The sequence below is a fragment of the Kordiimonas aquimaris genome, assembly GCF_025574485.1.
Classification (GTDB): domain Bacteria; phylum Pseudomonadota; class Alphaproteobacteria; order Sphingomonadales; family Kordiimonadaceae; genus Kordiimonas; species Kordiimonas aquimaris.
In genome coordinates this window covers 698,512-713,159 of the sequence record NZ_JAOBPO010000002.1, presented here as the reverse complement: position 1 = coordinate 713,159, position 14,648 = coordinate 698,512, and the positions used below count along the sequence as shown (strand labels likewise).

12 protein-coding genes and 1 tRNA gene are annotated in these 14,648 nt (G+C 46.9%); 5 read left to right on the top strand and 8 right to left on the bottom strand.

The window, feature by feature from the left end:
• Positions 1 to 20: 20 nt before the first annotated feature.
• The 3 genes from OEU88_RS09080 to trhA all read right to left on the bottom strand — a co-directional run bounded on the left by OEU88_RS09080 (position 21) and on the right by trhA (position 1,924).
• The gene (locus OEU88_RS09080; RefSeq protein WP_262694838.1) at positions 21 to 473 is read right to left on the bottom strand and encodes a MarR family winged helix-turn-helix transcriptional regulator; all 453 of its coding nucleotides are present in this window, start codon (positions 471 to 473) and stop codon (positions 21 to 23) included.
• A gap of 126 nt (positions 474 to 599) precedes the next feature.
• Positions 600 to 1,256: a tRNA (guanine(46)-N(7))-methyltransferase TrmB gene (gene trmB / locus OEU88_RS09075; protein ID WP_262694837.1), complete on the bottom strand. Its 657-nt coding sequence runs from the start codon at positions 1,254 to 1,256 to the stop codon at positions 600 to 602.
• Positions 1,257 to 1,270: 14 nt separating this feature from the next.
• Complete coding sequence (gene trhA / locus OEU88_RS09070) at positions 1,271 to 1,924, bottom strand: PAQR family membrane homeostasis protein TrhA (protein WP_262694836.1); 654 nt, start codon at positions 1,922 to 1,924, stop codon at positions 1,271 to 1,273.
• 170 nt (positions 1,925 to 2,094) lie between these two features.
• Between trhA and OEU88_RS09065 the strand changes: the two genes are divergently transcribed.
• Positions 2,095 to 3,012 carry a TolB family protein gene (locus OEU88_RS09065; protein ID WP_262694835.1) on the top strand — a complete coding sequence of 306 codons (918 nt, stop codon included), beginning with the start codon at positions 2,095 to 2,097 and terminating at the stop codon, positions 3,010 to 3,012.
• A gap of 80 nt (positions 3,013 to 3,092) precedes the next feature.
• Here OEU88_RS09065 and OEU88_RS09060 read toward each other — a convergent pair whose 3' ends face one another.
• Both OEU88_RS09060 and OEU88_RS09055 read right to left on the bottom strand, forming a co-directional pair.
• Positions 3,093 to 4,100: an SDR family NAD(P)-dependent oxidoreductase gene (locus tag OEU88_RS09060; protein ID WP_262694834.1), complete on the bottom strand. Its 1,008-nt coding sequence runs from the start codon at positions 4,098 to 4,100 to the stop codon at positions 3,093 to 3,095.
• A 35-nt stretch (positions 4,101 to 4,135) separates the two neighbouring features.
• Positions 4,136 to 4,921, bottom strand: a complete 786-nt coding sequence (locus OEU88_RS09055; RefSeq protein WP_262694833.1) for a coniferyl-alcohol dehydrogenase — start codon at positions 4,919 to 4,921, stop codon at positions 4,136 to 4,138.
• A gap of 180 nt (positions 4,922 to 5,101) precedes the next feature.
• Between OEU88_RS09055 and OEU88_RS09050 the strand changes: the two genes are divergently transcribed.
• Entirely contained in the window at positions 5,102 to 5,476 is a 375-nt protein-coding gene (locus OEU88_RS09050; RefSeq protein WP_262694832.1) for a thiol-disulfide oxidoreductase DCC family protein, read from the top strand.
• 51 nt (positions 5,477 to 5,527) lie between these two features.
• Here the strand turns inward: OEU88_RS09050 and OEU88_RS09045 are convergent, their stop codons facing one another.
• Together OEU88_RS09045 and fumC are read right to left on the bottom strand one after the other, a co-directional pair.
• Complete coding sequence (locus tag OEU88_RS09045; RefSeq protein WP_262694831.1) at positions 5,528 to 6,661, bottom strand: zinc-binding dehydrogenase; 1,134 nt, start codon at positions 6,659 to 6,661, stop codon at positions 5,528 to 5,530.
• 137 nt (positions 6,662 to 6,798) lie between these two features.
• Positions 6,799 to 8,199 carry a class II fumarate hydratase gene (gene fumC / locus OEU88_RS09040; protein WP_262694830.1) on the bottom strand — a complete coding sequence of 467 codons (1,401 nt, stop codon included), beginning with the start codon at positions 8,197 to 8,199 and terminating at the stop codon, positions 6,799 to 6,801.
• Positions 8,200 to 8,499: 300 nt separating this feature from the next.
• Between fumC and OEU88_RS09035 the strand changes: the two genes are divergently transcribed.
• Both OEU88_RS09035 and OEU88_RS09030 read left to right on the top strand, forming a co-directional pair.
• Positions 8,500 to 9,549, top strand: coding sequence for a transferrin-binding protein-like solute binding protein (locus OEU88_RS09035; protein WP_262694829.1), 1,050 nt, complete (start codon positions 8,500 to 8,502; stop codon positions 9,547 to 9,549).
• Complete coding sequence (locus tag OEU88_RS09030; RefSeq protein WP_262694963.1) at positions 9,542 to 10,927, top strand: surface lipoprotein assembly modifier; 1,386 nt, start codon at positions 9,542 to 9,544, stop codon at positions 10,925 to 10,927. Before OEU88_RS09035 ends, OEU88_RS09030 begins: the two co-directional genes overlap by 8 nt.
• Before the next feature lie 70 nt (positions 10,928 to 10,997).
• Here the strand turns inward: OEU88_RS09030 and OEU88_RS09025 are convergent.
• A tRNA-Met gene (locus tag OEU88_RS09025) sits at positions 10,998 to 11,074 on the bottom strand.
• Between the two features lie 286 nt (positions 11,075 to 11,360).
• On the opposite strand from OEU88_RS09025, the gene OEU88_RS09020 reads away from it, so the two are divergent.
• The gene (locus tag OEU88_RS09020) at positions 11,361 to 14,612 is read left to right on the top strand and encodes a S41 family peptidase (RefSeq protein WP_262694828.1); all 3,252 of its coding nucleotides are present in this window, start codon (positions 11,361 to 11,363) and stop codon (positions 14,610 to 14,612) included.
• The last annotated feature ends 36 nt before the right edge of the window (positions 14,613 to 14,648 follow it).

The window sequence follows — 14,648 nt, the reverse complement described above, 5'->3', positions numbered from 1 at the left end:
CTTATGCCGCTTGCAGCAATTCAATTAAAATCCTTAGTCTCATCCGCTTTTTGAATAAGCCTTTCGCATACCGCAGTAAAAACCGCCCAGTCTTCAGGCGAGCCTCCAGCAGCAAGCATTTGATCATTAGCCTGTTTAATTTTCGGTCCTGTTTCTTCTGAAACAATTTTCCCTAACTCTGTCAGCGACAACAATACTGTTCGCATGTCAGCAGAGTCGCGCGTGCGGCTAATCAGACCTTTCTTTTCCATGCGATCAATAAGACCGGACATAGACGTTATTTTGATACCTATTGTTTCCGCTACATCGCCTATGGAAACTGGAGCCCTGCCATTTAGATAAAGCAAAACCGCACTCTGGGTCGTCGAGATGCCGGCATGCGCAGCGAGCATCTTATCAGATGCGCGAAACAGTGCCTGATGCATTCTACTCACCATATGAAACAGTTTTATCTTATCTTTCGGAATACTCATGCCCATCTCAACGTCATTTATTTCGTATACGAAGTATTGCGATATTTCAAAGCGTCAAGAAAGTTACGTATTTTTCTTTCAAGTACTGGATATTCAACAGTGCGGGGCGCCGCCAACTGTCTTTAACTATAGCTCGGCGGTTAGTTGCCAAAGCGGCTGACCGTCACTTTGATACTTGACTTCAAACGGAGTGATTGGTTTTTCTGGCATTATAAGACAAAGCTCGCTGGTTTTTCCCGCCAACTTCAATGCAGCCTGAAACTCCAACAAATATATATCCCAATTTGACCGCAACTCGAAACATCCCCCAACATTGATAATCGACGGAAAAACCGGCGCACCGTGCCAACGGCGTTTCAAGTGTGCAGCCTTTGGCCAAGGGTTGGGATATAAAATATAATGCCGCGCTGGTTTTAAGTCGGCTTCAACAGCCAAGCGATAAAAGTCATTAAGGTCTGTACGAGCAAGCATCATATTTTCTGGATCAGTGCCGCTACGCTGGCGTGAAAGGCGATGTAGTGATTTATCAAGGCCAATAACTAAATGGTCAGGAAATTCCTTGGCTAAATGGCGCGTACTATCTCCAACCCCGCAACATGCGTCCAGTATAAAGGGACCATCTCTATCTCGCACTGCGGCATATATTTTATCAAAAACACGGCAACTATGGTCAGCAAATGGTCGCTTAAAAGACGAAGAAAGATGCTTCATCACTATATCGGCAAGGCGCTCGTGAATACCTGATTGATTACTATCAACGCTGCGTGAAGTGTTTTCCGACATTATTGCAGCATGCCTTAGATAACGAAAAAATAAATCGCCACAAAATGGCATGTAGCCCCACCAACTACAAACAAATGCCAGACGAAATGCGTATATGGCACCATCTTCAAAGCATAGAAAATTGCGCCAATCGTGTAGGCAAGGCCGCCCGCGATAATCCAATTTATAGCAATGCCTGGCAAGGCATCCGAAAGCGGATCAATCATCAACACCCCTGCCCAGCCCATCGCCAAATACATAACCAGTGAAATGATATTGAAACTTTTACCTGTTCCCCGAAAAAACGCGGCCAGCTTAAAACCAATACCTACTGCAGCAGCACTCCATGCGCCAATCATTACCCACAAACCCGTAGTAGTGGGCAAACTAAGCAATGCGAATGGGGCGTATCCACCAGCAATTTTCAGATATATGGCGGAATGATCCAATGTCTTGAGGAACCGCTGTGCGCGCGTTGCAAATAAGCTGTGATAAAGGGCCGATGCTGCAAACATCATAATCATTGCACCGCCGTACAGAGAAACAGCAACAATGCCAACCGCTCCGGCATCTACCTTCATCAAAAGCAAAACAAGGCCAATAACCGCTAACATGGCAGCAACACCATGCGACGTAGCATGCAAAATTTCCTCGCGTAAACTATAGGGATGTACTGCATTTATTGCCATAATCACTAACTCCTTATGGTAGTTATACTGGCAACATAGTCGTCGCGCCATACGAAATGATTTCACGTTTAACCGCCACAAAGTATAATTAGCTATCATGCGAATTAACTATTTTACACGATCCAAAAATACCGCATACATTACAGTAAATAGATAAAAGGGGGTTCGTTATGGGCACTATAATAGGAAAATTACTAATCGGGGCTACAGCGTTCCTTATGGCAGCAGGTGTATCGGCTGCGCAGTCTCAAAGTAACGACAGTAAGTATTTTGGTCAGGCAGTTCCCGGCATGACCCCTGAACGATTTGCACCAGGTATTGTATCAACCGACGATGCATTTGAGTTAAATGCTGTATTTTCATCTGACTATAAGCAGTTCTTCTTTACGCGCACCGTTAATGAAAAATTCCGTATTTTCATTTCAGATTTGACGGAAAACGGCTGGTCAGCGCCGACCATTGCTCCTTTTTCTACTAATTTTCCGGTGCACCGCGATGCTGACATGATGTTTGCGCCTGACGGACAGCGCCTTTACTTCATCAGCGACCGACCGATCAACGGTGTAGAGCAAAAAGGTTATAATGTTTGGTATGTGGACAGAAACGGTGATGGCTGGGCAAAAGCGCAACCTATATTATCTGATATCAACACGGATGCGCCGAGTTATTATCCTGCCATTGTAGCTGATGGCAGCATGTATTTCACAACCGAACGTGCAGATACACTTGGCGGCAACGACAGTTATCGCGCCCAATATAAAAACGGCACATTTGAAACACCAGTAAATCTGGGGCCAAATGTAAATTCAAGCACTGGTGAAGGCGATATTTTCGTCGCTCCGGACGAAAGCTACCTTATTCACGTAGCGAGAGGGCGAGAAGACAGCCTTGGCGGTAATGATCTATATATCAGCTTTAGCGACGGCAATGGCGGCTGGACAGACGATATCCATATGGGCGACGTGATAAATTCACCTGTTATTGATTTCTGCCCGATGGTAACTCCGGACGGGAAGTATTTCTTCTATTCACAAGGCGGCGATGTTTACTGGATGGATGCCAAGATCATTGAAACATTCAGACCATAATAAGAACTCGCGCCAATGAATTACTCATATTTAAGGCCGGCACAACATGTGCTGGCCTTAAATAATATGAATGCCGTGCTTCAAATCTTATTGTGTGCAGCCTTGACCCAAGGCCCATATCCAGAATTACCAAGGAACGCGAGTTGAGCCTTGTCACACGCTGCATTCACAGCCTCTTGAGGGCGGAAGGTTGGATGTACAGCCTTTCTAAGCGGACGCTTGCCAGCTGGCATAACCATAATTTCAGCTATAGCACGAGGAATATCCATTGAGTCAGTTCGGCGGCTACTGCCATCTTCTTCACCCATGGCAGCAACAAGCTGAGGATAACCGGCTTTTAACTCATCAGTGAGACGCTCCCTCAAATTACGCGTGTAGCGATTCCGATTAACCCAGACTTTTGTTGGATAGCCACCTGGTTGTATTATAGTTACATCAATGTTATGAGGCACTAACTCATAGGCCAATTGTTCGGTTAACGCCTCCAATGCAAATTTGGTAGCGCTATAATGTCCCGCACTCGGCACAATAAGGCGTCCGAGTTGAGATGAAATTGCAAATATCTGCCCACTACCTGCTGCGCGCATTGATGGCAACACCGCACGCACCATACGCTGTGCACCGAATACGTTAGTATCGAATGCAAGTTTGGTAGCAATCATATCCTGCGCCTCGATGGGCCCTGTGATACCAATCCCAGCATTATTTATAAGTACATCAATTTTACCATCAGCCAACACCAGTGCTTCGTTAACACCACGCTCAACCAAATCATCAGATAAAACATCAATTTCCAATACATGAATATCCAGATTTTCGCGTTCTGCCAGCTCTCGCAGCTCATCCGCTTCAGGGCGCGGCAAATTCCGCATGGTAGCAAAAACCTTAGCGCCAAGGCGCGCGTAATGCTCCGCACCCAATCGGCCAAAGCCCGATGATGACCCTGTAATCAAAACAGATTTTCCCGTCAGGTCGGGCCCAATCAGTCCTGAAGCTTGCGCCTGTGCCTTACTGAAAGAAGCTGTAGCTGCAACCGCCGCAGTACCAGCCATTAATTGCCGCCGCGTGAGCGCAAAACCTTTTGACATCATCTTCTCCTTAAACGGCGCTTCAGCGCCTTAAGTTATAAATTAAACATACCTGCAAGCATGTGCGATGACATGCCCCCATCAAGGGTTAGATTTGCCCCTTGAAACCAGGCTGCATTATCCGTCATCAGAAATGCAACAACAGGTGCTATATCTTCCGGAGTTGCAGGACGATCCATCGTTTTTCTATCTTCATCAGCTCGTGCCCCGAGAGAAGACAGGAAGTCAGCTAATATTGGTGTATCAACTGCGCCGGGCGACACAGCATTCATCCGAATACCTCTATCTCGCCAAGTCCAGCGATTTTTGAAAGTCCACGCAACAAGAGCTTCTTTACTAAAAAAATATGAACGTCCGGTTTGCTGATCAATGCCATGTTCACTAATAAAAGCTTGAACATTGTCAAATGTCAGATCGTAACTTGCTTTAATAACGTCTACCGATTTCATCCAGCGAAACGCAGCAAGCGACCCAAGATTAACAATGGATGCATTATCTGCCATTTTTCCAATCAAACCCAAGGTTAATCGTTGAAGACCGAGTAGATTCACTTTTAACACCACCTCAGCACTCATCGTTGGCGGCACACCTGCTATGTTAGCAAGGCCATCTATTTCGCCGGGCAGCCTCGCCACAAGCTCATCAATGGCCAACGGATCGCTCAAGTCACATTGGTAGAAAGTGTCAACATTGTCGCTTTCGTTGCGGTCAACACCAATGACCGATGCACCACACCGTAGCAGGTTCTGCGCTGTCGCAGCCCCTATCCCGGAAGAACATCCAGTAACAACTATCGTTTTATCATTCAGGTCTAGCAACATGTTTCACCCCCACACTTTGCTTGTGCATTATTTGACGTTCTAGGGTAAAATACAAGGCAATGAAGATTAACAGAAGTTAATATGCGATCTGCCCTGTGTATCTGTAATCTTTCATGGTTCTCAATACGTACAAGTACTGTAATAATGAAGATATGCATCACTTAGGCAAGCAGAAGCAAAATGATCACAGTATATTATGATAGCCGATGTGGTTTGTGTTCGCGCGAAATAAATCATTATCGATCAATTGCACCAAAAGGTGCTTTCATATGGAAAGACGCAATTGATTACGCAGATCAGTTATTGGCAGACAACATCAGTCTTCATGATGCCCTACTATCAATGCACGCAAGAGACACAGACGGCAGCCTGCACAAAGGAGTTGATGCTTTTATTCTGATATGGCTCCAGCTATCCCATTGGTATTGGCTAGGGCGATTTGCTGGCTTGCCAATTATTCGGCAAATAGCAGGCTTTTGTTACAACTGTTTTGCGCACTGGAAATTTAATCGCTTACCGCATTGTCAAGCAGTCCGAGACAACAACAAACAATAAAGGCCGCGCATGATCTAGCGCAGCCTCTATTTTTCAATTTTCAGCTTTTAGTTACAGGTCTTTTTGCGGGCAAACCAAGAATTTTTCGCCTGTGGTTTTTGCGTTATAACGATCAACAACATCCAGTTGCAGCGCTTCCGTTAATGATATTTCGTCAGTGTAATGGCTAGCAAACGTTGTCTTCAATTCTTTCACAACACGTGTACGCAAGCGATTACCTACGTCAGTGCCTACTTTTGCAAGGAAATTTGGTAGCAACCAACCACCAACACCCCAAGCCATACCATAACCACGGGTCAGTGTGGTTGGTGACACATCAAGCCCGCCGTAAAGATAAACCTGCTTATGAGCAATCGAACCGTATATACTGTAAGCACCTGGCGTACGCGCTGCAGCGGCTTCCATTGCTGTTAAGATATTAGAAGCAAGTTGCCCACCGCCCGTTGCATCAAACGCAAGTGTCGCGCCTGTTGCGTGGATTGCATCGGTCAAATCAGCCATAAATGTATCACTGCTGCTATTACAAATATATTTTGCGCCGAGGCCCTTTAGTATATCAACTTGTTCTTGACGCCGAACAATGTTCACCAGCTCAACACCGTCAGCTTTGCAGATATGGTTTAACATTTGACCAAGGTTTGACGCCGCAGCTGTGTGTACAAGTGCCGTGTGTCCTTCAAGCTTCATGGTTTCGACCATAGACAGAGCAGTTAACGGATTAACAAAGCTTGATGCACCGTCCTTAGCTGTGTGTTCAGGCAGCAAAGGCATGCACATTGCTGCTGGTAAGCAGCGGTACTGCGCGTACATCCCGCCGCCCATCACTGCTACAAGTTTACCCATCAAGCCTTGCGCATCTTCTCCTGCAGCAACAACTGTACCGGCACCTTCGTTTCCTACCGGCAGGGCCTGCCCTAGTCGCCCCTTCATAACACGCATACCCTGTTCAGAGACCGGCGCAGAAAGAACTGTTTTAGTACCAGAACCAGATGATGCAGCTTCCGACATAGTGGCCCAGCCGAACATAACGCCAAGATCAGAAGGGTTAATCGGCGTTGCTTCCACACGCACAACCACTTGATCTGCTTTAGGGGTGGGCATTTCATGCTCAACCAACTCCATACGGAGTTCATTGTCGGATGAAATAGTCGATAGCATCTGAAGATACGTTGATGGCAATGACATGTTTAAGCTCCATAAATCTTGCTAAATTAACCACTTTTTTGTAGCGGTATCGTTATTGAGCCAAATAGTTCGCTAATTGCATAAAACAAATTGTTAAATACTCAATCACCACATTCAGCGGTGCCTCGGATTGACTTTCACATGTCAGGCTTTGTCATACTGTTTAAATCAATCAATTGATTAAATTCTTCTTCAGACAGCATTTCAAGCTTGATAGCCTCTTCAAGCAACGAAGTGCCATTTTGATGCGCTTTTTTGGCTATGGTTGCAGCGGCATCATAGCCAATGTGCGGCGCCAAAGCTGTCACAAGCATTAAAGAACGCTCTACGTTTAACTTAATGTTAGCTTCGTTCGCACTTATGCCTACGACACACCGATCAACAAAAGAGCGGCAAACATCAGCAAGCAAGCGGATAGATTGCAACATATTGTATGCAAGAACTGGCTTATAGGCATTTAATTCAAACTGGCCCTGACTTGCAGCAAAAGTAATTGCAGCATGGTTGCCAAAAACCTGAGCGCATACCATTGTTACGGCCTCACATTGCGTCGGGTTAACTTTGCCTGGCATAATCGAAGACCCAGGCTCATTTTCCGGTAAGGAAAGTTCACCAAGGCCAGACCTAGGACCAGAGCCAAGCAAGCGGATATCGTTGGCTATTTTATGTAAGCTAGCCGCCAACGTGTTAAGAACGCCATGAACCGAAACATAAGCATCGTGTGCTGCAATAGCTGAAAATTTATTCGCAGAGGGAGTGAAAGATATATTGGTGATCGCGCTTATGTTTTTGGCAAACTCAACATCAAAACCCAACGGTGCATTTAACCCGGTTCCTACCGCTGTACCCCCTTGTGCCAATTCAGCCAACTCTAATTTAACATGTTGTAACCGCTTAATATTTTGTTCTATTTGCGCGCTGTACCCAGAAAACTCCTGACCCAAAGTTAGTGGTGTCGCATCTTGTAGGTGCGTGCGCCCAATTTTGATAATATCTGAGAATTCTGCATACTTAGAATCCAATACTTCTTTCAAATGAATAATACTGGGCAATAAATTCTGCTGGATAGCAATACTGGCTGCAACGTGCATGGCAGTTGGTATCGTATCATTGGACGACTGACTCATATTGCAATGATCATTAGGGTGTATTGGCGATTTGGAACCAATAACACCGCCCATTAACTCAATTGCCCGGTTCGCAATAACCTCATTAGCGTTCATATTGGTTTGTGTGCCTGAACCTGTTTGCCAGACAACTAGCGGAAAATGGTCATCACGCTTACCTGCCGCCACCTCTTGTGCAGCCTGAACAATGAAATTTGCCCGTTCAGCATCAAGCTTATTGAATGTCTGATTTGTTCTGGCAGCGGCTTGTTTGATGATACCAAGTGCATGAATAATTTCCGCTGGCATCGTTTCCGTACCAATTGGAAAATTAATCAAGGAGCGCGCGGTTTGCGCCCCGTAATATTTGTCTGCCGGGACATCAATCTCGCCAAAACTATCGCGTTCCGTGCGCGTTTTTCTTGAGTGCATTTTCTTCCCTCGACTTTATTGCTACGCTTTGCATAAGGTTTTACCAGAAAGATACTACCTTATATACATGGGTATATTACTGTCACTTTTCAGCACTGCCCTATTGTCTAATATGGCCGGTACATCTTTTGTGCTGTTTTTCCAGACACTGAAGCGTGTTAGCACTCACTCCGTTCATCGTAAAATCACAACAAAGCAACGCAATAATACGCCTTTTCATCTCATTAAGAGCGGCACTTACCTCATTTGGGAGTAGCCTTGCCAGTGTGAATTATCTTGATACAAACTACGGAGGGGGCTGTGGAATATCAAACGCCAATATTCAACAAATACAAGCAGTATCTATTAATTGTAATGGCCACTCTTGCAGCACTTCTGACCAGCGCATGCGGTGGAAGCGGTAGCACACCTTCAGCAACACAACCACCGGCTTCCAGACCAACACCACATCCACAACAAGTCTACGTAGATTTAGTGTCTCAACCAGGCTTAAACCAGACAGGTTTAGCGTTTTTAGTAAATGTGAACGGCGGCAGAAATGTATCCAGCGCAAGACTTATTCAGGACAATGGCTTAGCAGAGCGCGATTATATATCTTTCAACAGTGAAAGTTTCGAGCTTACCTCAAACGTCAATATTAATGGCCAACAGCTTTTCAGTGATCTTTCCGGACCACTCCGCATTTTTCAAACATTTGATGAAGCATTCACAAACTGGGAAACTAACGGGCGGCGCGACCTAAATAAAAAAATCCTAATCCTCAGGCCCGGTGAACGTGGTATTGGCGCATCTCATTCCTCGCTTGCATATTGGGTTGACGCTGACGCCCCTATACTGACCGTTGGGGCAATAATACTCGGTGTCCCAATCAGTGCACAACAAATCCCTGACACCGGCTCTGCAAGGTTCAGCGGCTTGATGCGCGGCTTCATGACCGGAGATGATCAACTATGGGAACTGCATTCCAGCTTTGACGCTGAAGTAAATTTTGGCACGGGGGCATTCAATGGCCGTTTCACCGACGGTACGCGCATTGATACAATGCGAGATGACGGTTCACTGTTCAGTTCACATGTCACAGACCAAGAATTGCCAGACCTTATTCGCACACCAGATAACTTCAATGATACGTTTGACTGGTCATTAACCGGCTCAATCATCACTGGCAACAATGCCTTTGAGGGTACACTGTCAGGTATTGATGATGGAAGTGCCTGGACTGGACAATTTACCGGCTCATTCTTTGGAAGCGGGCGTATTGGCATTCCTGAAGAGCTTGGCGGCCTTTGGAACGCAACCAACAACAGCGGTCATATTGCTGGTGGTGCTTTTATTGGCAAAAATGACTAGTCGCACTGACCCAACCAGTATGTTGCATAACAATTTAAAAATAATGTTGCTGCTTCTTGGTCTCTTGATAACGCTCTCTTGTTCTACCACCAACGCACAAAACCCAAACGATGAGCGAGTGCTTGTTCTCTCACCGCTAGAAACGCTGCAAGCTTATGTTAATGCAGGAAACCATACACAAGCACGCCTCATAGTTGACGCACTTACTTTAGCGCTTGATGCTCCTGATGAAGCAGTAGCTCTAACCAAAGAAGAATGGATAGAGTTTGAGTTTTTACGTGGTCGCCTTGCCATGCTGGAAGGCAATTTCATGAGCGCGGTCTTGTTATTTGAAAATATCATATCTCGCTACCCAAACCTTGAAAGAGTGCGCCTTGAGCTAGGGCTTGCCTTATTTAACATCGAAGAAGACGCGCGTGCCCGGTATCATTTTGACTTGGCGTTACAAAGAGATATTCCAACTGAAACCGCAACACGTCTCGAACGCATTAAGCAAATAATGCACGGCAGGCGGCATTGGCAGGTGCAACTTAAGACCGCGTTCGTGCCGGATAGTAATATCAATGCCGCTACAAACGACCGAACCGTTGAAGTATTTGGCCTGCCTTTTATGCTAAGCGAAGACGCACGCGAAACATCTGGCGTTGGCGCTTTGGCAGACTTGAACGTGCAACATCGGGTAAAATTAACCAACAAAACAGTCTTGTCTTCCCGGCTATCGACACGGCACAAAGAATATAAAGGCAATGCTTTTGATGACACAATGTTGTCATTCTACACTGGGCCTGAGCGTCTTTTCAAAAATGGGTTAATTAATTTTCAAGTTGGCGGCTTTCGGCGCTGGTTCGGCGGCAGGACATTCAATTGGGGGCTTGGTGGACAATTGGGCGCTTTCAAGCGATTGAACGCAAAATGGGGCACCGGTATCAGCGCCAGCCTTATTTGGGTTGGGTATGATCAGATAACACAACGCAGCGGCTTGTCACTGTATATAGAACCCTATTTCAGCCGCGCAATTGGCACATCTGGTCATATACGTACTGGCGCGTCTTATAGCCAAGACTTTGCGCGAGAGCGAAGCCAAGCCAACAGAACCTATCAATATAATGCCAGCTTCAGAAAGGAGTTTCCCGGATCACTCCTTATGGGCATAAATGCCACAATTGGAGATCGTCAATTTAAAGGTCTGCAACCTTCATTTGATCGTGTTCGCAAAGACACATTCTTTTCGGTTGGTACTGATATAACTTTTGGCAAATTCCGTATATTCGATGCTGCGATAAAAGCCGCTTATCAATATCAAAGCGCTGTCAGCAGCATAAGCTTTTTCTCGTTTTCCAGACACAGATTCGAGCTAAGTCTGACAAAAGAATTCTAATATCTTTTCATCTGAAAATGCGCACTCTAAAGCAAAAATAAAAGCCGGCCCTAAGGACCGGCTTTCGAAATGGTAGCCGAGGAGGGATTTGAACCCCCGGCACATGGATTATGATTCCACTGCTCTAACCAACTGAGCTACTCGGCCATAATAAGTATGGTTACGCCTTTAACGCGTTTGTAATTTTGTAAACTCAAAACTATTACACAGCCGCCAAAAGCTGGGCTGGTATATAAGAGGGCTCCGCGCCCGTCAAGCCGCTTTTGTGCATAATTCGCACATCAAAACCATAAACACATAAACCACATCGGCTCTATACATTTTGGATCATGCTTGACTCTGCATTGCACAGCACTGCAATGTTTTGTCGTTGCATGCATGTGGGGGAACGGGCTGTACCCTTGTGCATAGCTTTTGTTTAAGGGAGGGCTTCGTGAAGAAGATATTAAAGTCGCTGGCAATATCAGTCAGTATCAGTGCTATCGCCGCATCAACCGGTGCATTAGCGGAAACAAAATTACTTAAAGAAGGCGCTATATCAGCGGACCATATCGCCTTCACGTACGGTGGTGACATCTGGATTGCAGACAGAGACGGTGCAAATCCGCGTCAACTTACCACGCGCCAAGCTACAGAAATGCGCCCTACTTTCTCACCAGATGGGAAAACAATTGCATTTTCTGCCAACTATGACGGCAACACAGACGTTTACACCATTCCAGCCACAGGCGGCCAACCCAAACGCCTGACATGGCACCCTGGTGCTGATATCGTTCAGGGATGGACACCAGGCGGCGAAACCGTGCTGTTTACATCGCGCCGCGAAATGACAAGCGGCCGCAGCGCGCAAGCCTGGCACATCAGTGCAGAAGGCGGTTTCCCTGTAAAAGTAATGGATGCAGTTATCCAGGACGGCGTTTGGGACGCACGCGGTGAGCGCCTTGCATACCAGCCATATAATACAGCACACCGCGGCAGCAGTGGTTGGCGCAACCATCGTGGTGGTTCCACCCCGCCTATCTGGATTTTAAACCCGGCATCAGGCGATCTTGAAAAGGTGCCACATGAGCGTGCAAGCGACACCAACCCTATGTGGGTTGGGCGTGATGTGTACTTCCTGTCGGACCGCAGCGGCATGAAAAACATCTGGAAATACGACAGCAGGTCTAAGTCTGTCTCGATGGCATCAGACCAGAAAGACTTTGACGTTAACTATGCCCGCGCACACGGCAACAGTATTCTGTTTACTACAACCGCTGGGGACCTGCGTGAACTAAATACCGAAAATGGTCGCATTCGCGATATTGACATCACAGTAAACTCTGACCTGCCAGAAGCACGCCCTCAGTGGAAAGATGCTATGGTCAACCTGTCCAATTACGCCCTGTCGCCAACAGGAAAACGCGCAATTGTAACAGCACGCGGCGACATCTACACTGTACCACTTGAAGATGGCAGCACGCGCAACCTGACGCGCACCTCAGGCGTAAAAGAAGAAACAGGTCTGTGGTCCCCAACAGGCGAAGGTATTGCCTACCTCAGCGACAAAACTCGCAAATGGGAATTAGTGCTGGCGGACCAAATGGGCGAAGCCAACAAAACATTTACACTAGGAGAAGATGACTACACCTTGCTTGCTTGGGCAAATGATGGCAGCAAAATCATTTATGCAGATAACCATCTCAGCGTTTGGTCAATTGATACAGACTCTGGTGACAAAACCAGAATTTATACTGACGAGCGACGCAACGGTGCAGAGATCAGCCTCAGCAACGATGGAAAATGGCTTGCGTATACTGTGGCACGCGCCAACTTCATGAGCGACATGTTCCTCTATAGCTTTGAAGACGGTACACATACACAAGTAACAGACCGCATGAGCAACACAGCAAGCCCCGCGTTCAGCCCAGATGGTCAGTATTTGTATTTCACCGCGTCCACTAACGCAGGTTCTACTGCTGTTGGACTTGATATGACATCTCAGGAGCGACCGCAGCGTTACGGTATATATGCTGTTGTACTCTCTGCTGACGGCAAATCACCATTACTGCCAAAAACCGGCGATGAGGAAGCAAAGCCTGCTGATAAAGCAGAAGAAAGCGATAAGGACGAAGACAAAGGCACCAAAGTTGATGTTGCTGGCATAAGCGACCGCATTGTAGCGTTGCCAGTAGCGGAGCGGTTCTACACAGGTCTACAGGTTGCTCATGACGGCAGCTTGTTCTTTGTTCAAAATCCGCAAGCGGGTGCCTCAGTTGAAACAAATGGTCGCGGGCCGCGCGATAGTGAGCTGATGCGCTTTGACTTTAAAGAACGTAAAGCAAGCACAGCGATGGAACGCATCAACGATTTCAACCTGTCTTCTGATGGCAAAATGGTTATCGTACGCACACCGGGCAACCGCCTGATGACAGCAAAAGCTGAAGCAAACATCAAAGCAGAACGCCTCAACACAAGTGACGTAAAAGCCTTCATCAACCCGCGCGAAGAATGGGCGCAGATCTTTGACGAAACGTGGCGCCTTGAACACCAGTATTTCTATGCACCAAACATGCACGGCCTTGATTGGAATGGCATCTACACAAAATACCAACCGCTTGTAGAGCATGTTGCCACGCGCACAGACCTGAACCGCTTGCTTGTAGATATGATCTCAGAAGTACAGGTTGGCCACAACCGAACCGGTGGCGGCGACCTGTATGCCGATGACCGTGTTGCCATTGGCTTACTGGGTGCAGACTTGCGCGTTGAAAACGGTAAGTACCGCGTCAAACGCATATACACTGGTGAAGACTGGAATCCGTTCCTTGCCGCTCCGCTATCAGCACCTGGCATTGGCGTGAATGAGGGTGATTACATCTTGTCTGTAAATGGTGCGCCGGTTGATGGTAGTACCAATATCTTCCAACATTTCGTTCAAACTGTTGGCAAACAGGTTAATCTTAGTGTTAGCAACAATGCTGACGGCTCAGATGCGCGCAGTGTGGTGGTAGAACCAATAGCTAATGAACGCCAAATCCGCAACTGGGCTTGGGTTGAAGGGAACCGCAAGAAAGTCGAAGAAGCCTCTGGCGGCAAGGTTGGTTATGTTTACCTACCCAACACTGGTGGTGGCGGTTACACATACTTTAACCGTATGTTCTTTGCACAAACCGATAAGGCAGGCATGGTCATTGACGAGCGCCAAAACGGTGGCGGTCAGGCCGCAAACTACATTACCGATGTACTTGCACGCCAATATTTGTCTAGCTGGAAAGACAGAGATGGTCTTGTGTATGACACACCGGGCGGCGCTGTGTTCGGTCCAAAAGTTATGTTGATTGACCAAGATGCAGGCTCGGGCGGCGACTTCCTGCCTTACAGCTTCAAGCGTATGGGGCTTGGGCCGCTTATTGGCAAACGCACGTGGGGTGGCTTGATCGGTATTTCAGCTAACCCGCGCTTGATTGACGGCGGCTTCCTGACTGTACCATTCTTTCGTGTGTTCACGCCTGAAGGCGAATGGCGCATCGAAAATGAAGGTGCTGCACCGGATATTGATGTGGAGCTTGACCCTAGTGCCGTTAACAATGGGCGGGATACACAGCTTGAGCGGGCCGTTCAGGAAGTGCTGAAAAGCCTGGAAACATATAAACCGGTTAAACAGCCAAATGCACCGAAGTTCCCGACTAAGGTTGGCGACTAACGGCCCAAATGCATAAACATAAATAAACTAAACGAT